19 protein-coding genes and 1 pseudogene are annotated in these 18131 nt (G+C 72.8%); 11 read left to right on the top strand and 9 right to left on the bottom strand.

Annotated elements, in window-relative coordinates:
* Positions 1–447 (top strand): HAD-IC family P-type ATPase (locus CR470_RS03820; RefSeq protein ID WP_143663760.1); only part of this gene is annotated, 447 nt, incomplete at its 5' end.
* A 54-nt stretch (positions 448–501) separates the two neighbouring features.
* On the opposite strand, the gene CR470_RS03815 is transcribed toward CR470_RS03820, so the two are convergent.
* The 3 genes from CR470_RS03815 to CR470_RS03805 are packed head-to-tail and all read right to left on the bottom strand — an operon-like array spanning position 502 to position 2926.
* Positions 502–1380: a biotin-dependent carboxyltransferase family protein gene (locus CR470_RS03815; RefSeq protein WP_097866153.1), complete on the bottom strand. Its 879-nt coding sequence runs from the start codon at positions 1378–1380 to the stop codon at positions 502–504.
* On the bottom strand, positions 1377–2180 hold the full coding sequence (locus CR470_RS03810; protein ID WP_097866152.1) for a 5-oxoprolinase subunit B family protein: 804 nt from the start codon (positions 2178–2180) through the stop codon (positions 1377–1379). The genes CR470_RS03815 and CR470_RS03810 overlap by 4 nt, the downstream gene beginning before the upstream one ends.
* Positions 2177–2926, bottom strand: coding sequence for a LamB/YcsF family protein (locus tag CR470_RS03805; protein WP_097866161.1), 750 nt, complete (start codon positions 2924–2926; stop codon positions 2177–2179). Before CR470_RS03805 ends, CR470_RS03810 begins: the two co-directional genes overlap by 4 nt.
* A gap of 122 nt (positions 2927–3048) precedes the next feature.
* Between CR470_RS03805 and CR470_RS03800 the strand changes: the two genes are divergently transcribed.
* The 3 genes from CR470_RS03800 to CR470_RS03790 all read left to right on the top strand — a co-directional run bounded on the left by CR470_RS03800 (position 3049) and on the right by CR470_RS03790 (position 6753).
* Positions 3049–3834 carry an HD domain-containing protein gene (locus tag CR470_RS03800; protein ID WP_097866151.1) on the top strand — a complete coding sequence of 262 codons (786 nt, stop codon included), beginning with the start codon at positions 3049–3051 and terminating at the stop codon, positions 3832–3834.
* A gap of 232 nt (positions 3835–4066) precedes the next feature.
* Positions 4067–5302, top strand: coding sequence for an outer membrane protein assembly factor BamB family protein (locus CR470_RS03795; protein WP_097866150.1), 1236 nt, complete (start codon positions 4067–4069; stop codon positions 5300–5302).
* A 191-nt stretch (positions 5303–5493) separates the two neighbouring features.
* Entirely contained in the window at positions 5494–6753 is a 1260-nt protein-coding gene (locus tag CR470_RS03790; protein WP_179892122.1) for a Cmx/CmrA family chloramphenicol efflux MFS transporter, read from the top strand.
* Here CR470_RS03790 and CR470_RS03785 read toward each other — a convergent pair.
* Together CR470_RS03785 and CR470_RS03780 are read right to left on the bottom strand one after the other, a co-directional pair.
* On the bottom strand, positions 6695–6976 hold the full coding sequence (locus CR470_RS03785) for a DUF4031 domain-containing protein (protein WP_097866148.1): 282 nt from the start codon (positions 6974–6976) through the stop codon (positions 6695–6697). The genes CR470_RS03790 and CR470_RS03785 overlap by 59 nt on opposite strands.
* Complete coding sequence (locus tag CR470_RS03780; protein WP_097866147.1) at positions 6973–7341, bottom strand: hypothetical protein; 369 nt, start codon at positions 7339–7341, stop codon at positions 6973–6975. The genes CR470_RS03785 and CR470_RS03780 overlap by 4 nt, the downstream gene beginning before the upstream one ends.
* Before the next feature lie 106 nt (positions 7342–7447).
* Here CR470_RS03780 and CR470_RS03775 point away from each other — a divergent pair, with 106 nt between their 5' ends.
* The 4 genes from CR470_RS03775 (at position 7448) to CR470_RS03760 (ending at position 11817) form a co-directional block, all read left to right on the top strand.
* Positions 7448–8365 carry a MurR/RpiR family transcriptional regulator gene (locus tag CR470_RS03775; protein WP_097866146.1) on the top strand — a complete coding sequence of 306 codons (918 nt, stop codon included), beginning with the start codon at positions 7448–7450 and terminating at the stop codon, positions 8363–8365.
* Positions 8366–8429: 64 nt separating this feature from the next.
* Positions 8430–9419, top strand: coding sequence for an N-acetylmuramic acid 6-phosphate etherase (murQ, locus tag CR470_RS03770; RefSeq protein ID WP_097866145.1), 990 nt, complete (start codon positions 8430–8432; stop codon positions 9417–9419).
* A 50-nt stretch (positions 9420–9469) separates the two neighbouring features.
* Positions 9470–11047 carry a PTS transporter subunit EIIC gene (locus CR470_RS03765; protein ID WP_097866144.1) on the top strand — a complete coding sequence of 526 codons (1578 nt, stop codon included), beginning with the start codon at positions 9470–9472 and terminating at the stop codon, positions 11045–11047.
* Between the two features lie 149 nt (positions 11048–11196).
* Positions 11197–11817, top strand: coding sequence for an NADPH-dependent F420 reductase (locus CR470_RS03760; protein ID WP_097866143.1), 621 nt, complete (start codon positions 11197–11199; stop codon positions 11815–11817).
* Between the two features lie 39 nt (positions 11818–11856).
* Here CR470_RS03760 and CR470_RS03755 read toward each other — a convergent pair.
* Positions 11857–12063 (bottom strand): annotated as a pseudogene (locus CR470_RS03755) (Uma2 family endonuclease); the annotation flags it as partial.
* A 99-nt stretch (positions 12064–12162) separates the two neighbouring features.
* Between CR470_RS03755 and CR470_RS03750 the strand changes: the two are divergent.
* Together CR470_RS03750 and CR470_RS03745 are read left to right on the top strand one after the other, a co-directional pair.
* A complete protein-coding gene (locus tag CR470_RS03750) occupies positions 12163–12333 on the top strand; it encodes a DUF5670 family protein (RefSeq protein ID WP_097866142.1) in 171 nt (56 codons plus the stop codon).
* A 235-nt stretch (positions 12334–12568) separates the two neighbouring features.
* Positions 12569–12922: a PRC-barrel domain-containing protein gene (locus CR470_RS03745; protein ID WP_097866141.1), complete on the top strand. Its 354-nt coding sequence runs from the start codon at positions 12569–12571 to the stop codon at positions 12920–12922.
* Positions 12923–13105: 183 nt separating this feature from the next.
* Here the strand turns inward: CR470_RS03745 and CR470_RS03740 are convergent, their stop codons facing one another.
* Both CR470_RS03740 and CR470_RS03735 read right to left on the bottom strand, forming a co-directional pair.
* Positions 13106–13339 carry a hypothetical protein gene (locus CR470_RS03740; protein WP_097866140.1) on the bottom strand — a complete coding sequence of 78 codons (234 nt, stop codon included), beginning with the start codon at positions 13337–13339 and terminating at the stop codon, positions 13106–13108.
* On the bottom strand, positions 13329–13571 hold the full coding sequence (locus CR470_RS03735) for a hypothetical protein (protein ID WP_097866160.1): 243 nt from the start codon (positions 13569–13571) through the stop codon (positions 13329–13331). The genes CR470_RS03740 and CR470_RS03735 overlap by 11 nt, the downstream gene beginning before the upstream one ends.
* Positions 13572–13841: 270 nt before the next feature.
* Between CR470_RS03735 and CR470_RS03730 the strand changes: the two genes are divergently transcribed.
* Entirely contained in the window at positions 13842–14885 is a 1044-nt protein-coding gene (locus tag CR470_RS03730) for a LacI family DNA-binding transcriptional regulator (RefSeq protein ID WP_097866139.1), read from the top strand.
* Between the two features lie 214 nt (positions 14886–15099).
* Here CR470_RS03730 and CR470_RS03725 read toward each other — a convergent pair whose 3' ends face one another.
* Complete coding sequence (locus tag CR470_RS03725; protein ID WP_097866138.1) at positions 15100–17907, bottom strand: glycosyl hydrolase; 2808 nt, start codon at positions 17905–17907, stop codon at positions 15100–15102.
* Positions 17908–18131 lie beyond the last annotated feature (224 nt).

The raw sequence follows: 18131 nt of genomic DNA, 5'->3' as shown, positions 1-18131 counted from the left end.
GTGGCGGAGTCGGTCGCGGCCGAGGTCGGCATCGACGAGGTGTACGCGGAGGTCATGCCGCAGGACAAGGTCGACGTGGTCAAGCGCCTTCAGGCCGAGGGCCGGGTCGTCGCCATGGTCGGCGACGGGGTCAACGACGCCGCCGCCCTCGCCCAGGCCGACCTCGGCCTCGCGATGGGCACCGGCACCGACGCCGCCATCGAGGCCGGCGACCTCACGCTCGTCCGTGGCGACCTCAACGCCGCCGCCGACGCGATCCGCCTCTCCCGTCGTACCCTCTCCACCATCCGCACCAACCTCTTCTGGGCCTTCGCCTACAACGTCGGCGCGCTCCCGCTGGCCGCCGCCGGACTCCTCAACCCGATGATCGCCGGTGCCGCGATGGCCTTCTCCTCCGTCTTCGTGGTCGGCAACTCCCTGCGGCTGCGCACCTTCAAGGGCGCGTGAGGCCGTCCGGACCCCGACACCTGGGCGCGGCGGGACCTTTGGGCCCCGCCGCGCTCACGCGCGTACGAAACGCAGCGGGGTTCCCGGAACCGCCTGCGCCGCCGCGGCGAGGGCCCGTTCGGGGACGACGCCGACGACCGGGTAGCCGCCGGTCGTCGGATGGTCGTTGAGGAAGACGACGGGGCGGCCGTCCGGCGGCACCTGGACCGCGCCCAGGACCATGCCCTCGCTGGGCAGTTCACCCGTGCGGGACCGCTCCAGCGCCGGGCCCTCCGTGCGCAGGCCGATGCGGTTGCTGTGCGGCGAGACCCGGTAGGCGGCGGTGAGGAGCGTCCGGAGCGCGGCCGCGGTGAACCAGTCGTGGCGGGGCCCGGGATGGACCGGGAGCACCAGCTCGGCGGGGATCCCCGGCCAGGGAACGGGACCGGCGGGCGGCAGCGGACCACACCCCGCCGGATCGCCCAGCGGAAGCACGTCGCCCTCGCCGAGCGGGGCGGGGCCGAGCGCCGAGAGGAGGTCCGCCGAACGGCTGCCCAGCACCGGCTCCGGCACCAGCCCGCCCGCGAACGCCAGGTAGCCGCGCAGACCGCCCTCGGCGGGGCCGATGTCCAGCACCGCGCCCGCGGGCACCCGCACCGGCGCGCCCCACGCCGCCGGCCGCCCGTCGACCGTCACCCGGCAGCCCGCCCCGCCGACGACGGCCACGACCGGCCGGTCCGGGCGGACCGCGCACCCGGTGAGCGTGGTCTCCAGGACGGCGGCGTCCGGCGGATTGCCCACCAGCCTGTTGGCCAGCCGGGCGGCGGGCGCGTCCAGCGCCCCGGCGCGCCCGACCCCGAGGTGCGCCCAGCCGGGACGGCCCGCGTCCTGCACCGTGGTCAGCGCCCCGGCCCGGACGACGTACAGGCGGGAGACGGCGGGCGGCGGCGTCACGCGCCCACCGGGGCATCGCCCGCCCGGGAATCGCGCGCTGGGGAGCCGATCGCCCGGGAGTCACCCGCCCGGGGAGCCCGCAGCGCGCCCGGTCCGCCTTCCCCCGCCCCCGCCGCCCCCACCGCCACGAAGCTGACCGGCGTCCCCGGCGAGAGCAGCGCAGCCGGTTCCCGGCCCGGGTCCCACAGGGCCCCCGGGTCCGGCACCCGCCCGATCAGCTGCCAGCCGCCGGGCGAGGCGCGCGGGTACACCCCGGTGTAGGGCCCGGCGAGGGCCACCGCCCCGGCCGGAACCCGGGTGCGCGGGGTTGTGCGCCGGGGCACGTACAACCGCTCGGGCAGCCCGGTGAGATAGCCGAACCCGGGGGCGAACCCGCAGAACGCCACCCGGAACGCTGTACGGGTGTGCAGGGCGGCCACCTCCCCGGCCTGGACGCCCCAGAGCGCGGCGACCTCATCGAGGTCGGGCCCGTCGTAGACGACGGGGATCTCCACCACGTCGTGGCCTTCGCGCTGCGGGGGCCCCACCCGCCACGAGGCGAGGTCGCGGGCGAATTGCTCCCGGGCCCCGGGCCCGTTCTCCGCGATCCCGTCGAGCAGCACCGTGCGGGCGGCCGGGACGATCTCGCGTACGGCGGGCAGCTCACCGCGCGCGCGGCGGCGGAGCAGCTCGGCGTGGAAGGCCTCGGCGTGCTCGCCGTCGGCCAGCTCGACGAGAAGCGCGTGCGGCCCGGCGGGAAGGACGCGCACCTCCCCCGGAAGCACGCGCACCGGACCGGGGCCGACTTCGCGGGCGCTCACGCGAACGCCCGTACCTCGACGCCCGCTTCCTCCAGCGCGGCCCGCACCCGGCGGGCGAGGGCCGCCGCGCCCGGGGTGTCCCCGTGGACGCAGAGCGAGCGCGCCGAGACGGGGATCCGGCTGCCGTCCGCCCCGGTCACCGCCCGCTCGACGGCCATGCCGACGCTCCGGCGTACGACGTCGTCCGGGTCGTGCACCACCGCGCCCGGCTCACCGCGCGGGACGAGGGTGCCCCGCGGGGTGTACGCGCGGTCGGCGAAGGCCTCCTCCACGGCGCGCAGTCCGGCGTCGGCCGCGTGGGCGAGCAGCCGCGATCCGGGCAGCCCGAGCACGGCCGGGCTGCCGCCCGCGAGCCGGACGCCCGCGACGACGGCGGCGGCCTGGTCGTCGTCCCAGACCGCCCGGTTGTAGAGCGCGCCGTGCGGCTTGACGTACGAGACGGCGGACCCGGCGGCCTCCGCGAAGACCCGCAGCGCGCCTATCTGGTAGGCGATCTCGGCGGTCAGCTCGGCGGGCGGCACGTCCATCGAGCGGCGCCCGAACCCGGCCAGGTCCCGGTAGGAGACCTGTGCCCCGATCCGTACCCCGCCGGCCGCCGCCGCGTCGCAGACCCGCCGCATCACGGAGGCGTCGCCCGCGTGGAAGCCGCAGGCCACGTTGGCACTCGTGACACACGCGAGGAGCGCGTCGTCGTCGGTCAGGGTCCAGTTGCCGAAGCCCTCGCCGAGGTCCGCGTTGAGATCCATCATCACGGGCGCACGGTAATGACAGTCCAGCGGGGCGACAAGGGGCGGTCCGGGGGCCGGACGGGCCCGGCCCCACGTCCTGGAGCCGCCGGTCCTGGAGCCGCCGGTCCTAGAGTCGTCCCATGACGGACAGCCCCCGCCCGCACGACTCCCCTTCCCGCGACGCCGACCTCCGTGGCGCCGCCCCCCGCGACCCGGGCCCCCACGACCCGGGTCTCCGCGATGACGGCCCCCGCGACGACGCGGATCTCCGCGACGGCGGCCTCCGTGACCGGTGGCACGACACGCTGCTCGCCGCGCGCGCCGGGGCGGACGGCCCCGATCCGCTGCCGTACGCCGAGAATCTCCTCGCCCGCTGGGCCGAGCCGCAGCGCCGCTATCACACGACCGCCCACCTGGCCGCCGTCCTGGACGGCATCGACACCCTGGCCGGGCACGCCGCGGACGTGCACGCCGTACGCCTCGCCGCCTGGTTCCACGACGCGGTGTACCGGCCCGACCGGACGGAGAACGAGGAGCGCAGCGCCGCCCTCGCCGAGCGGGCGCTGTCCGAGGCGGGGGTGCCGGACGCGGTGGTGGCGGAGGTCGCCCGGCTGGTCCGCCTCACCGTCACGCACGACCCGGCCGACGGCGACCGCAACGGCGAGGCGCTGTGCGACGCCGACCTCGCGGTCCTGGCGGGCGGCCCGCAGGAGTACGGGGCGTACGCGGCCCGGGTCCGGGAGGAGTACGGCTTCGTTCCGGACGGGGCGTTCCGGGAGGGCCGGGCGGCGGTGCTGCGGCAACTCCTCGACCTGCCGAGACTGTTCCGTACCCCGCACGGCGCGGCCGTGTGGGAGGCGCGGGCCCGGCACAACCTGGCGACGGAGCTGGAGCTGCTGACCTCGTCCGGCCCCGCCGACCGGTGACGATCGCCCGGTGACGATCGCCCGGTGAATGTTCCGGTTCGTTCACGGTGTCGTCCCGGTCGCGCCCGAGCACGACCGGTGAAGCCCGGGGACCGATAACGTCTCGCATCGCAGATGCACACATCTGCGGTCAGCGCGGCCGGCTCGACCTTCCACGGATCGGACCGCGCACCTGGCCGCGCATCTGTCCGCGCATCCTTCTGCTCAGAGAACTCCACGGGGGTACAGCGACATGTCCAAGGGACTCGGCACGACGGTCGGCAGATCTTCCCGGCGGCGCATACTGCGCATGGCCGGAGGCGGGATCACGATGGCAGCGCTCGGAGCCGGACTGACCGGCTGCGAGGACGAGCTCGCGACGGGCGGCGAAGGCAGCACGCCGCCGCCGGGCAGCGCGTCCCCCGAGAACGGGAAGGCGCCCGCTGACGGCAAGGCCCCCGAGCCGCTGTGGACGAAGTCGACGTCGGCGCAGACCTACGGGGACAACGACGAGCTCGTGGCCGTGGACGGTGTGGTGATCGCGAGCGGTGATCCGCTGGCCGCCTTCGACGGGGCGACCGGCGAGGAGCGGTGGTCGCTGCCGGACGGGGCGGTGCCCGGTGCGCCGCTGCTGCTCGGCGACGGCACCCTGTACCTGGAGAGCGGCAAGTACGACGGCAGCGTCGCCGGGTACGTCCCGGGGTCCGGCAAGGAGTCCTGGCGCAGCCGCCTCGGCAAGGAGTACCGGCAGCCGAGGCCGGTCGCGGTGGACGCGGAGCAGGTGTACGTCATCGCCGAGATCCTGGAGGCCGACGGTTCGTCCCACACCAACGTGATCGCCGCGCTGAACAGCGGCACGGGCAAGGTCGCCTGGAAGGAACAGCGCGACCTCGGCACCGAGCAGAACGGCGTCCACGCCGCCGTGCAGGGCCGCTACCTCGTCTACACCGACTTCAAGAACAACCTCACGGTCCGCGACACCGCCACCGGCAAGCAGGTGTGGACACAGAAGACGACGAAGACGAGCTACGGGCCGTTCGTCGTCCACCAGGATCTGGTGATCGTCCCGCAGGGTCAGCGGCTCCAGGCCTTCGCGCTGTCCGACGGGTCCGAGAAGTGGTCCGTGCGGGCCGAGGAGTTCACCACCTTCCGGGAGCCGACTCTCCTGGAGGACGTGCTCTACATCGCCGACAGCGCCCGGACGCTGTGGGCCGTCGAGCCGGGGACCGGCAAGAAGATCTGGCAGTCCACGGCCCTCAAGGACGCGGGCGGGCAGGTGCCCCGGCAGTTCGTCAAGGTGGGCGGCACGCTCTTCGGAGCCACCGACCTCGACAAGCAGGGCGGCATCCACGCCTTCGACGCGAAGAACGGCGGCCTGCGCTGGACGTTCAACGACCGGTCCGGCGACTACCACGCCTGGCTGGTGGCCACCGACGGCAAGCGCGTCTTCGCCCTCCACGGCAAGAAGCTGCACGCCCTCCCCGCGTGACGGAGCCGTCGACGGAGCCGCTGGCGGAACCGTTGACGGAGTTGTTGACGGAGTTGTTGACGGAGTTGTCGGAAAGCCACTGACGTGACGGGGACGTGAACAGACACGCCCTCCTCCCGACGCCGGGAATGCGGAGGCGTTCTCCGGCGTTGGGACGAGTCATGCCCGACTCTCCCTCCCGCCGCGCTCCCATGCCGCTGGCCGTATATATTCTCGGCCTCTCGGTCTTCGCACTCGGCACCAGTGAGTTCATGCTGTCGGGCCTGCTCCCGCCGATCGCGGACGACATGAACGTGTCGATCCCGCAGGCCGGACTCCTCATATCCGCGTTCGCGATCGGCATGGTGGTCGGCGCCCCGCTGCTGGCCGTCGCCACGCTACGGCTGCCGCGCCGCACCACGCTGATCGCGCTGATCTCGGTGTTCGGCCTCGGCCAGATCGCCGGTGCGCTGGCCCCGACGTACGAGATCCTCTTCGTCTCCCGGGTGCTGAGCGCGCTCGCCTGCGCGGGCTTCTGGGCGGTCGGCGCTGCCGTGGCCATCGCGATGGTCCCGGTGAACTCGCGGGCGCGGGCGATGGCCGTGATGATCGGCGGTCTGTCCGTCGCGAACGTGCTGGGTGTGCCGCTGGGGGCCTTCCTCGGCGAGCACTTCGGCTGGCGTTCGGCGTTCTGGGCGGTCGGCGCGGCCTCGGCGGTGGCCCTGGTCGGCGTCGCCACGCGCATCCCGCACATCCCGCTGCCCGAGAAGAAGCCCGAGCTGAAGCGGGAGCTGGCGATCTACCGGGACCGGCAGGTCTGGCTGGCCATCGTGATCACCGCGCTCGCGGCGGGCGGGGTCTTCTGCGCTTTCAGCTACCTGGCGCCGCTGCTCACGGACGTGGCGGGCCTCGACTCGGGCTGGGTGCCGTGGATCCTCGGCCTGTTCGGGGCGGGCGCGCTGATCGGCACGATGATCGGCGGCCGGGTCGCGGACGCGCACCTCTTCGGGGTGCTGCTGAGCGGCATCACGGCGTCCACGGTGTTCCTGGTGGCACTGGCCCTGTTCGCCTCCAGCCAGGCCGCGGTCATCGCGCTGGCGTTCCTGCTGGGCCTCTCCGCCTTCTTCACGGCCCCCGCGCTGAACGCCCGGATGTTCAACGTGGCCGGGGCCGCCCCGACGCTGGCCGGAGCCACCACGACGGCGGCGTTCAACCTGGGCAACACGAGTGGCCCGTGGCTCGGCGGCACGGTGATCGACCTGGACTTCGGCTTCGCGTCCACGGCCTGGGCGGGCGCGGCGATGACGGCCCTGGCCCTGGCTGCGGTGGGGGTGGCGCTGCACCTCCAGCGCGGCGGGGGCGGCGCGGGCGGGCGGTCGCGGTCGCGGCTGATCGCGAAGAGCGCGAAGGGGCTCAAGGGCGGCCGCCCGGTGCCGGCCTCCCCTTCGGCCTTCTCAGCCCCGCGTCCGTGAGGCGCCGGACCAGCTCCTTCGGGCCGATCTCCCGCGCCCCGGCCCGCACCGCGTCCGCGTAGTGCGCCTGGGGCACGTCGTAGTGATCGCGCTCGAAGGCGCGCGGCGGGCACCCGATCGCGGCGGCGAAGGCGTGCAGCTCCTCGAATGACACATCGCTGACCAGATGCGACCAGAGGCGGCCGTGTCCGGGCCAGGTGGGCGGATCGATGTAGACCGTCACCGCCGCAGCACCCCGCCCAGCGCACCCACGGGCGCCACCGCGACGGCCGCCTTGGCGCAGACCCAGTGCGGGTCGGGCCCGAGCTCCGGCTCGACGTCCAGCGCGTGCGGCTCCTCGTCGGTACAGACGGGGCACAGCGGCCACCGCCCGTACCGCTCCAGCAGCGCGTCCTGCACGTCCTGGGCGACCAGCCCGGCCACGAACTCCGCGCCCTCGGGCCACTGCTCCACCCACCACCGGCGGTGGGTCACCGCGTCCTCGACCATCGAGACGATGTCCGCCTCGGCGACGTCGCCCGCCGCCAGGTCGGCCATGACGAGCGCGCGGGCGGTGTGCAGGGCCTGCTCCAGGGGGTTCGACTCCATGCCCCCATTGTGCGCCCGCACGAGGGAGCCATCCCCCGGAGGTCCCGCCAGAGGTAGGGACCAAAGAGGGGTTGACGGACCCCCGGGTTGAAAATATCTTTCAGATGTGACCCAAGACGTGAAGGAAAGTTTCAGCAGCGAGTCCCCGCCGGCCCCCGCGGCCCTCGCCGCCAAGGTCCGGACCCTCGCCCCCTCCATGACCCGCTCGATGCAGCTGGTCGCCGAAGCCGTGGCGGGCGACCCGGCCGGCTGCGCCGCCCTCACCGTCACCGGTCTCGCCGAGCTCACCGGCACCAGTGAAGCCACCGTCGTCCGCACCGCGCGGCTCCTCGGCTACCCCGGCTACCGGGATCTGCGCCTCGCACTGGCCGGCCTCGCCGCGCACCAGGAGTCCGGCCGGGCCCCCGCCGTCACCGCCGACATCGCGGTGGACGACCCGATCGCCGACGTGGTCGCCAAGCTCGCCCACGACGAGCAGCAGACCCTCGCCGACACCGCCGCCGGGCTCGACACCGTACAGCTGGGGGCCGCCGTCGCCGCCGCGTCGACCGCCCGCCGCATCGACGTCTACGGCGTCGGGGCCTCCTCCCTCGTCGGCCAGGACCTGGCGCAGAAGCTGCTCCGGATCGGCCTCATCGCCCACGCCCACATGGACCCGCACCTCGCGGTGACCAACGCCGTGCAGCTGCGCAGCGGCGACGTGGCCATCGCGATCACCCACTCCGGCTCCACCGGCGACGTCATCGAGCCGCTGCGGGTCGCCTTCGACCGCGGGGCGACCACGATCGCGATCACCGGGCGGCCCGACGGGCCCGTATCGCAGTACGCGGACCATGTGCTGACCACGTCCACCGCGCGCGAGAGCGAGCTGCGCCCCGCCGCCATGTCGAGCCGCACCAGCCAGCTGCTCGTCGTGGACTGCCTGTTCATAGGCGTCGCGCAACGGACGTACGAGACCGCGGCGCCCGCCCTGGCCGCCTCCTACGAGGCGCTCGCGCACCGCCACACCCCCCGCACCCGCTGACCGCCCCGCCACCGGCCACGCACCACCCGTAGGCGTACGAGACCGAGAAAGCAGAGCCGCACCCATGACCTCCACCACCGATGCGAACCCCGACACCCCCGGCGCCACCGACACCCCCGGCTCCGCCGGCACGTACGGCGAACTCCGCGCCCAGCTGGCCACCCTCACCACCGAGGCGTTCCGCCCCGAGCTGGCCGAGATCGACCGGCAGTCCACGCGGGAGATCGCGCGGATCATGAACGGCGAGGACGCCACCGTCCCGGCCGCCGTCGCCGAGCGGCTGCCGCAGATCGCCGCGGCCATCGACGCCACCGCCGAGCGCATGGCCCGCGGCGGCCGGCTGATCTACGCGGGCGCGGGAACGGCGGGCCGCCTCGGGGTGCTGGACGCCAGCGAGTGCCCGCCCACCTTCAACACCGACCCGTCCGAGGTCATCGGCCTGATCGCGGGCGGCCCCTCCGCCATGGTCACGGCCGTCGAGGGCGCGGAGGACAGCAAGGAGCTGGCCGCCGCCGACCTCGACGGGCTGAAGCTGAGCGCCGACGACACGGTGGTCGGCATCTCCGCCTCCGGCCGCACGCCGTACGCGATCGGCGCCGTCGAACACGCCCGCGAGCGGGGCGCCCTGACCATCGGGCTCTCGTGCAACGCCGGCTCCGCGCTCGGCGCCGCCGCCGAACACGGCCTGGAGGTCGTCGTCGGCCCCGAGCTGCTCACCGGCTCGACCCGGCTGAAGGCGGGCACGGCCCAGAAGCTCGTCCTCAACATGATCTCGACGATCACGATGATCCGGCTCGGCAAGACGTACGGGAATCTCATGGTCGACGTCCGCGCTTCCAACGAGAAGCTGCGGGCCCGCTCCCGGCACATCGTCTCCCTGGCCACCGGCGCGTCCGACGCCGAGATCGAGGCCGCGCTCGCCGCCACCGACGGCGAGGTCAAGAACGCGATCCTGGTCATCCTCGGCCAGGTCGACGGCCCCACCGCCGCCACCCGCCTCACCGAGGCGGACGGCCACCTCCGCGCCGCCCTCGCGGCCGCACGCACCACCTGACCCACCCGGGTCCTCCGCCCCACCCCCCGCACAGCAAGGCACCGAGCACCATGGCCACAGAAGACAAGAACCGCGCCACCGCCGCCGCGATCCTGCCGCTCGTCGGCGGTGCCGCGAACGTCGCCACCATCGCCCACTGCATGACCCGGCTCCGCCTCGGTCTGCACGACCGGTCCCTCGTCGACGACGAGGCGCTGAAGGCCCTGCCCGCCGTCATGGGCGTCGTCGACGACGACACGTACCAGATCGTGCTGGGTCCGGGCACGGTCGCCCGGGTCACCCCGGAGTTCGAGCAGCTCGTCGACGAGGCCCGCGAGGCCGCGCCCGAACCGGCCCCCGAACCCGGTGCGGCCCCCGTCTCCGCCGAGGAACTGGCGGCCCAGGGCGCGGCGATCAAGGCCCAGCGGAAGGCGAAGAACGCCACCCCGTTCAAGCTGTTCCTGCGCAGGATCGCCAACATCTTCGTGCCGCTGATCCCGGCGCTCATCGGCTGCGGGATCATCGCGGGCCTCAACGGCCTGCTGGTGAACCTCCAGTGGCTGCCCGCCGTGACGCCCGCGCTGGCGGCGATGGCGTCGGGCTTCATGGCGCTGATCGCGGTGTTCGTGGGCTACAACACGGCGAAGGAGTTCGGCGGTACGCCGATCCTGGGCGGTGCGGTGGCGGCGATCATCGTCTTCCCGGGCGTCGCGAACATCGACGCCTTCGGCCAGACGCTCTCCCCCGGCCAGGGCGGTGTCCTCGGCGCGCTGGGCGCGGCGGTCCTCGCGGTGTACGTGGAGAAGTGGTGCCGCCGGTGGGTGCCGGAGGCGCTGGACGTCCTGGTCACCCCGACCCTGACGGTGCTGATCTCCGGCCTGGTGACGATCTTCGGCCTGATGTACGTCGCCGGCGAGGTCTCCTCCGCGATCGGCACGTTCGCCGACTGGCTGCTGTCCAACGGCGGCGCGGGCGCGGGCTTCGTGCTCGGCGGCCTGTTCCTGCCCCTGGTGATGCTGGGCCTGCACCAGGCGCTGATCCCGATCCACACCACGCTCATCGAGCAGCAGGGCTACACGGTCCTGCTCCCGATCCTCGCGATGGCCGGTGCGGGCCAGGTGGGCGCGGCCGTGGCCGTCTACTTCCGCCTCCCCCGCAACGAGTCGATCCGCCGCACCATCAAGTCCGCCCTCCCGGCGGGCCTGCTGGGCGTGGGCGAGCCCCTGATCTACGGCGTCTCGCTCCCCCTGGGCCGCCCGTTCATCACGGCGTGCGTCGGCGGCGCGTTCGGCGCGGGCTTCGTCGGCCTGTTCAACCAGCTCGGCGACACGGTCGGCTCGACGGCCATCGGCCCGTCCGGCTGGGCCCTGTTCCCCCTCCTCGACGGCAACCACGGCCTGGGCTCGACGGTCGCGATCTACGCGGGCGGCCTGCTCGTCGGCTACGTGGCCGGGTTCGTCGCGACGTACTTCTTCGGCTTCGGCAAGGACCTGCTGGCCGAGTTCAACGTCTCCCAGGAACCGGCCCCGTCCACGGTCGCCGCCAAGGGCAACACCCACCCCACCACCACTCCGGCCACCCCCGCCGGCCCCGACTCCGACGGCACGGACCCCGGCGCCTCCCCGGCCAAGGCCCCGGCCGGAGTCTGACCCCGCCCCGGCCCGCCCGGCACGCCCCCGGTCCTCGCCCCCGTCCCGGGGCGGGCCGGGGGCGTCCTGCGGACTAAGCCTCAGGTGCCGGTCCGTCCCGGTCTCCAGCCCGATACGCCCCAGGGGCCCCGCTGACTAGCGTCGACCCCATGCGTATAGGAATTCTCGGTACCGGAAATGTCGCCCGCGCCCTGGCCCACGGCTGGCGCGCCGCAGGACACGAGGTCCTCCTCGGATCACGTCGGCCCGACGAACGCACCGGCATCGGACTGCCCGTCGCCGGCCTCGACGAGACGGCCGCGCACGCGGAGGTGCTGGTCAACGCCACTCCTGGCGGAGTCTCCGTGGACCTGCTGCGCTCCATCGGAGCCCCGGCGCTGGCCGGCACCCCGCTGATCGACGTCGGGGTCGGGCTCTCCGACGACTTCAGCGAGCTGACCCACCCCAACAGCAGCCTGGGCGAGCTGATCCAGGAGGCCTTTCCCCTCACGCCCGTCGTCAAGACGCTCTGCACGATGGACTCCACCGCCATGACCTCCCCGGGCGAACTCACCGAGCCGGGCACGGTCTTCCTCTCCGGCGACGACGCCGGGGCCAAGCTCACCACCGGCCGGCTGCTCACGGACCTCGGGTGGCCGGAGTCCTCCCAGCTCGACATCGGCGGCATCACCACGGCGCGCGGCCAGGAGCACTTCGCGTTCCTCTTCATGGGGATCGCGGGCGGGGTGGGGTCCCACACCTTCAACATCAAGGTGGTCACCCGCCCGTAGGCGGACGCCCCCTGAGGCTGATGGCTGTCCCGACAGCCCTCAGCCGGCGGACCCCGGAAACTCCCCCGTCATCAGCTGCACGTCGAACCGGTCGATCAGCAGATACATCGGGACTCCCGCGCGGGCGTACGCGCGGTACTTCTTGGTGCGGTCCTCCCGCGCTTTCCCCCGCGAGGTGATCCCGACGACGAGCAACGCCTCCGATGCGTCCATCGGATCGCTGGTCTCCGGATCGGCCGCCGCGATTCCGCCCGGCCCCCCGTCCGGCCGGGGAAGAATGCACAGACATCCGCCGCGTGTAGGAAAAGCGTAAGCGGGAACCTGCATTTCCGGAGGTTGATAATCATGGTTCCCCTGCTTCTCGTTCTTCTGCTCGCCCTGGTTCTCTTCGGTGCCGGTTTCGCGCTCAAGGCTCTCTGGTGGATAGCCGTGATCGTGCTGGTGCTGTGGCTCATAGGATTCTTCGTCCGTCCCACCGCGAGCGGCGGCCGACGGGGCCGCTGGTACCGCTGGTAGTCCACTTCTGACCAGGATCCGCCGCTGACCGGCGGAAACGGGGGCGGGACCGGGGCAAGCGCCCCGGTCCCGCCCCCGTTTCTCCGTCCCGGAACACGACCGCACCGCCCAGGTGTACGCCGCCTCTCCCCGGGCACACGGAGTTCAGCGGAAATATCGTCCGGCCGACATATCGATGCCGCATATCCGATCCGCCACACGTATGAGCTGGGCGACCTTCGCGAAAGGAGCCATAATGAGCGACACCCTGTGGGGATATCAGCCGTCGAGCGGTCACACCGCGGGCGCCGATCTGACCGGCTATTCGGTCGAGGCGACCGACGGCAGCATCGGAAAGGTCGACAAGCACTCCGACGAGGTGGGTTCGGCCTATCTGCTCGTCGACACCGGGGTCTGGATCTTCGGCAAGGACGTCCTGCTGCCCGCGGGCACGGTGAAGCACATCGACACCGAGGAGCGGAAGGTCTACGTCGACCTCATCAAGGAACAGGTCAAGGACTCCCCGGAGTTCGACCGTCACCGGCAGGCCGATGACCCGGGCTACCACGAGCAACTGTCCGCGTACTACCTGGCGTACCGCATCATGTGACCCGGCGTGCGCCCCCGGACGGCGGCGGGCCCGGACCCGAGGAGGGGCCGGCCCCGCCGCCTCACGTGGTGTCCTGTGCGCAAGCGACACCAATAACGTGATCTTGCGGACGCCGGACCGCCGGGCCCGGCCAGGGCGGCTACCGGTCACCGGAACAGCGCGGCGACACCCCTCCGCCCGGCCTCAACGCGGCAACTGTCCCTCCCTGTTGATCTCCGTCACCCGGGCGCGCAACACCACTCCCGGTGACGGCGGCCGCACCGCCTCCGGCGGGCAGTCCCACTCCGGCCCGCCGCCGGGCGGCCGCAGCCGCACGTTCGGTCCGGACCGGCCCGTCACCCGGCCGACCCGCCCGTCCCGCGCGTCCACCACGAACCCGCCCGCCGCGGGCACCGGCTCGCACCCCTCACCCGTCATGACCGCTCTCCTTCTCCGCCAGCACCTCGGACAGCCGCAACGCGGTGTCGATGTTGCAGCGGCCCAGGTCGACCAGGGGCGTCGGTTCGTCACCCGCACACGAGACCGGATCGATCCGCAACGACGGCAGCTTCACCCCGGCCTCCGCCAGCCCTTGTCTCAGCTGCTCCACAGCGTCCTCCGCCACCCGCACGCGGTCCGCCGCCGCCCTGCGCCGCTCCATCGCTTCCATGCCGCACACCTTCCACTCTGAGTGATGGCCATGCATACCCAGCGTGTCCAACGCGCAGTGGGCCCGGAAGAGGCGCAGTTCGGGCAACCGTGTCGCCACTACCGACGGTTACCCGCGCACGGCTCGTCTGGAAGCGCTCTCAGAGCTGTCGGTGCCCGGCGCTAGGCTGTAGACGATCCGGCGGCGACACCGAGCACGCGCACAGCACCCCGCGCGGCCCGCACGCACCAGCCCGCGTACCGCCGCCCCCCTCGACGAGGAGCGAACGTCTTGCCCGAGCAGTCCCCCGGGTCCCGGCCCACCCTGGAAGCCGTCGCGGCACGTGCGGGGGTATCGCGGGCCACCGCCTCGCGGGTCGTCAACGGGGGCGACGGAGTCCGCAAGCCTCTCGTGGACAAGGTGCGGAAGGCGGTCGACGAGCTGGGCTACATCCCGAACCACGCGGCCAGGACCCTGGTGACCCGGCGGACGGGCGCGGTGGCCGTGGTCATCGCGGAGCCGGAGATACGGATCTTCTCCGACCCCTTCTTCTCCCAGCAGATCCGGGGCATCAGCAAGGAGTTGACCGCCCACGACACCCAACTCGTCCTGCTGCTGGTGGAGGGGCCCGGCGACTTCGACCGGATCGCGCGGTATCTGTCCGGCGGGCACGTCGACGGGGCGCTGGCGTTCTCGTTGCACACCGACGACCCGCTGCCCGCGATCACCCGGCGGGCGGGGATTCCCACGGTGTACGGGGGCCGGCCCAGCTGGACCGCCGACCCCGGGGACCAGGCCGTCCCGTATGTGGACGCGGACAACCGGGGCGGCGCGCGGGTGGCCGTGCGGTATCTGAGGGACCTCGGGCGGGAGCGGATCGCGCACATCGGCGGACCGCCCGACCAGACCTCGGCGATGGACCGCCTGGACGGCTACCGGGACGTCCTGCCGGACGTGGACCCGACGCTCGTCGCCCAGGGCGCGTTCACCGTGGAGAGCGGGGCGCGGGCGATGGCGGAGCTGCTGGAGCGGCGGCCCGATCTGGACGCGGTGTTCGTGGCGAACGACCTGATGGCGTCGGGTGCGTTGCGCGTGCTGCGGGAGCGCGGAGTGGCCGTGCCGGAGCAGGTGGCGATCGTCGGGTTCGACGACATGGACTCGGTGGCCGGGACCACCGATCCGCCGCTGACCACGGTCAACCAGGACATCGAGGCGCAGGGCCGGCTGATGGCCCGCCTGCTGCTGCGCGGCCTGGACCGGGAGCGTACGGGCGACGGCCCGGCACCCGACTCGGTGATCACCCCGACGACACTGGTGCGACGGGCCTCCGCCTGAGGGCCGAGGGCCGGGAGGCTGAGGGCAGGCGGGCTGAGGGCCGGGAGGCTCAGGCCCCGCCGGCCCGTACTCACACAGGAGCGCCCACACAGGAGTGCGGCGAGCCTCCGCCCTGAGGAGCCGGAGACCCGCCGCACGCATCGTGCCCGTACGGTCACGTCCTTACACGCGACACGTACAGATCCCGCCACTTATCCGTACGGGATCGCGCGATCTACACGTACGGGATCTTCAGGACGGCCGCGTCCGTGCCGGTCTGCACCTGGGACGTGCCGTTGCCGAGCGCGTTCCAGATCTCCAGGCGGACCGTGCCGTTCCTGAGTTCGCCCAGGCTCCCGGTGACGGCCCGCGTGCCGGACGCCTGCGTGTACTCCTCCCACCCGTTGACCGGGTCGGTCGCGAAGTAGCGGAACGTCTCGGCCCGGTCGAACGTGCCGTCGCCGGTGAGGTCGTAGCTGACCCGGACCTGCGGGGCGAGCCCGACCTTCGTGCCCGCGTCCACCCGGAGGCGGAACGCGGTGGCCGCGCCGGAGGCGACCTTGCCGTTGACCTTCTTCACCTCGTAGACGGTCGGCCGGTACGGGGTGCCGTCCCGGTTGACGCCGTCGGCCGAGGCGATGGTGTCCGTGCCCGCCGGGTCGGTGGTGGCGGTGGTGAGGACGCCGCCGGACTTGAGGCGGAAGGTGTTGCCGGTCGGCGGGTCCGGGTCCGGGCCGGGGTCGCCGCCGCCGGGGCCCGTGCTCGTGGCCGTCGAACGGGCGGGTACGGACAGGGTCTTGCCGTCGGAGAAGGTGACCGTACGGGCGGTGGAGCCGTGGTTGTGGGCGGTGTAGGTGCGGACGCCGTCCTTCGAGAAGACGGCGGAGGTGGGCAGGTCGCCGCTGACCGTCATGTCGGGCGCGCCGACCGTGTTCAGGGTGTTGATCCAGTGGTAGGTGTGCGCCTTGGACTCACCCTGCTCCGGCTCGTAGTTCCCGTTCACCCCGTCCCACTTGGCCTTCGCCGCCGCCGGGTCCGACAGCGACTCGAACTGCCAGAGCAGGTCGCGCCACTCCTGCGCGGGGCCGCCGTTCTCCCGCTCCATCTCGGCGATGTTCCGCTTGATGGCCGCCTTCTCGCGGGCCAGGTGGAGTGAACCGCCGGTCACCGGAAGGACGTTGATGCCGTGGATCTCCTCCGGGTTGGCGGTCCACCAGGTCGAGTACGCGCCGCCGCTGCCCCAGACCATGCCGACCGTGTCGTGGCCGAAGGAGGCGGGGAAGACCTGCTGCGAGGCGTCGAACCAGTACTGGGTGATCGCCTCGGACTCGGTGGTCAGCAGGAAGCTGCCCAGGTCGCGGAGGTTGGTGTCGCCGGTGGCCGCGCCCCAGAGGACGAGTCCCGCGCTGAGGTTGATGGACTCGGAGGAGGACTCCTGGTTGTTGCCCGCCGCGAAGCCCTGGTGGCCGGAGGCCCAGCTGTGGCCCGCGTACACGTCGAAGCCGCGCAGGAACGGGTAGGCGGAGTCGGTGCGGCTGGCGTTGGCGGTGTCGCGGATCAGGTGCTTGATCATCGTGCCCCACGCGGAGTCCGCGGCCCAGGCCTGGTCGTACTGGGCGATGATCGCCGCCGCGTAGACGTAGTAGCTGTAGTGGAAGTGGTGGTCGTTGAGCTCGGTGTCGCTGCCGTACGAGGCCGGGTAGCCGGTGAGGGTCTTCCAGTCCTTGTCGTAGCTGAACTCACTGGCCCCGCCCGCCGTGAACCACTCCTGGAGTCGGCCCTTCATCAGGCCGAGGAGCTTGTCGCGGGTGGCGGTCTGGCCGATCTGGTCGGCGACGGGCACCAGCTGGGCGAGGCGGCCGAGCGCCTTGCCGGTCCAGTAGGTGTCCGCGGCCCCCGAGAACGGGTCGGAGGCGTTCGCGACCTCGTTGAGATAGCCGGCCAGCCGGGCCTTGTCGACCCCGCTGGAGGCGGGCAGCGCGGGCACGACGCCGTTGTTCTTCTGGCTGGTGGTGAAGGAGGCGGACTCGCGCACCTTCATCGTGCCGCGCGGTGAGACGTACGTGTACGGGGTCAGCGCGTCGGTGGTGTGCAGCCACTGGTGGCGGTAGAGGGCCTGGAGGGTGCCGCGTTCGGTGCCCTCCTTGGCCTCGGTCGTCAGGCTGTAGGTCGCCCGCACGTTGCCGCCGGTGGACTGCCAGGCCACCTGGGAGCCGGTGACGAAGCTGAAGGCGTACTTCCGGTAGGTCGCGAGCGCGTCCGTGGAGGGCAGCACGGCGAGCGAGAAGTAGTCCTTCCCGCCGAGTCCCGCGGTGATCGCGGTGCCGGAGACGTTCCAGTCGCTGCCGGTCGGGGCGAAGAGGGCGTAGTGGTGCCCGGCGACGGTGATGCCGAGGACGTTGCCCTGGTCGGAGAAGACCGTGGGCGTGGAGGCGGTGGTGATGCGGGCGTCGCCACCGGAGCCCTTGGCGTACACGAAGGGCATGCCGTGGCCGATGGTGGCCCGGAAGGTGCGGGAACCGTCGGCCCAGTAGGGCGTCACCGTCCAGTCGGACCAGGCGTCGGCCTTGGTGTCGGGCGAGTTCAGGCCGCTGAGGCCGACGGTGAGGTCGGCCTTGTGGGCGTACTCGTACTGACGGCCGTCGCCGACGATCGCCGGCGTGGTCGGATAGCCGACCTCCAGGCCGGAGGCCTTGGCCTGGTAGGTGAGCGGGTGGCCGTACATGGGGGTGCTGTACGGGTTGTCGCCGTAGCGCTGGTAGGCGAGCGAGGACCACCAGTCGTTGGTCGGGACCGGCTTGTCCCGCGCGGCGGTGGTGACCTTGGGAGTGACGGGCGCGCCGGTGTTGGTGGTCGGGCCCGAGGTTCCGGCGGGGCGGGTGTCGGAGTAGCTGCCGGCGCCGGCGGGGATGGTGGCGGCGGCAGCGGGCGATGCGGCGGGGCCCAGGCCCACGGCGGCCACGGCGATGGCGAGGAGCGTCGCCGCGGCGGGTCTGGAGGCGAGTCTGGGGAGGGAGGTTCGCACGAGCAGCACCTCGATCATGGGGGGGAAGAGCGCTTTCGAGAGCGCTCTCAAGTGCCAAGGAACGTAAAACTCCTGAAACGTAAGTGTCAAGAGAACGCACACGGACGGCAGTTGGACGGCTCCCGGGTGCGACCCCAAGCTGTTATGCGTTCGAGTCTTGACGGGGCGGGGGTGGTGGGGGACGCTCCAGACGCAGGTTTTGAGAGCGCTCTCAAGGCGCTCGGTTCATCCCGAAGCCAAGG

The sequence above is a fragment of the Streptomyces sp. rh34 genome (genome assembly GCF_002551245.1).
Lineage (GTDB): Bacteria > Actinomycetota > Actinomycetes > Streptomycetales > Streptomycetaceae > Streptomyces.
Note: the sequence above shows the minus strand (reverse complement) of the source record. Positions and strands in the feature narration are given on the sequence as shown.

What these genes read in the sequence shown, in the direction of transcription:
- CR470_RS03805 (WP_097866161.1), bottom strand. Translation starts at nt 2,926, where the DNA reads ATGGATCTCAACGCGGACCTCGGCGAGGGCTTCGGCAACTGGACCCTG.
- CR470_RS03800 (WP_097866151.1), top strand. Translation starts at nt 3,049, where the DNA reads ATGACGGACAGCCCCCGCCCGCACGACTCCCCTTCCCGCGACGCCGAC.
- CR470_RS03795 (WP_097866150.1), top strand. Translation starts at nt 4,067, where the DNA reads ATGTCCAAGGGACTCGGCACGACGGTCGGCAGATCTTCCCGGCGGCGC.
- CR470_RS03790 (WP_179892122.1), top strand. Translation starts at nt 5,494, where the DNA reads ATGCCGCTGGCCGTATATATTCTCGGCCTCTCGGTCTTCGCACTCGGC.
- CR470_RS03780 (WP_097866147.1), bottom strand. Translation starts at nt 7,341, where the DNA reads ATGGAGTCGAACCCCCTGGAGCAGGCCCTGCACACCGCCCGCGCGCTC.
- murQ (WP_097866145.1), top strand. Translation starts at nt 8,430, where the DNA reads ATGACCTCCACCACCGATGCGAACCCCGACACCCCCGGCGCCACCGAC.
- CR470_RS03765 (WP_097866144.1), top strand. Translation starts at nt 9,470, where the DNA reads ATGGCCACAGAAGACAAGAACCGCGCCACCGCCGCCGCGATCCTGCCG.
- CR470_RS03760 (WP_097866143.1), top strand. Translation starts at nt 11,197, where the DNA reads ATGCGTATAGGAATTCTCGGTACCGGAAATGTCGCCCGCGCCCTGGCC.
- CR470_RS03750 (WP_097866142.1), top strand. Translation starts at nt 12,163, where the DNA reads ATGGTTCCCCTGCTTCTCGTTCTTCTGCTCGCCCTGGTTCTCTTCGGT.
- CR470_RS03745 (WP_097866141.1), top strand. Translation starts at nt 12,569, where the DNA reads ATGAGCGACACCCTGTGGGGATATCAGCCGTCGAGCGGTCACACCGCG.
- CR470_RS03740 (WP_097866140.1), bottom strand. Translation starts at nt 13,339, where the DNA reads ATGACGGGTGAGGGGTGCGAGCCGGTGCCCGCGGCGGGCGGGTTCGTG.
- CR470_RS03735 (WP_097866160.1), bottom strand. Translation starts at nt 13,571, where the DNA reads ATGGAAGCGATGGAGCGGCGCAGGGCGGCGGCGGACCGCGTGCGGGTG.
- CR470_RS03725 (WP_097866138.1), bottom strand. Translation starts at nt 17,907, where the DNA reads ATGATCGAGGTGCTGCTCGTGCGAACCTCCCTCCCCAGACTCGCCTCC.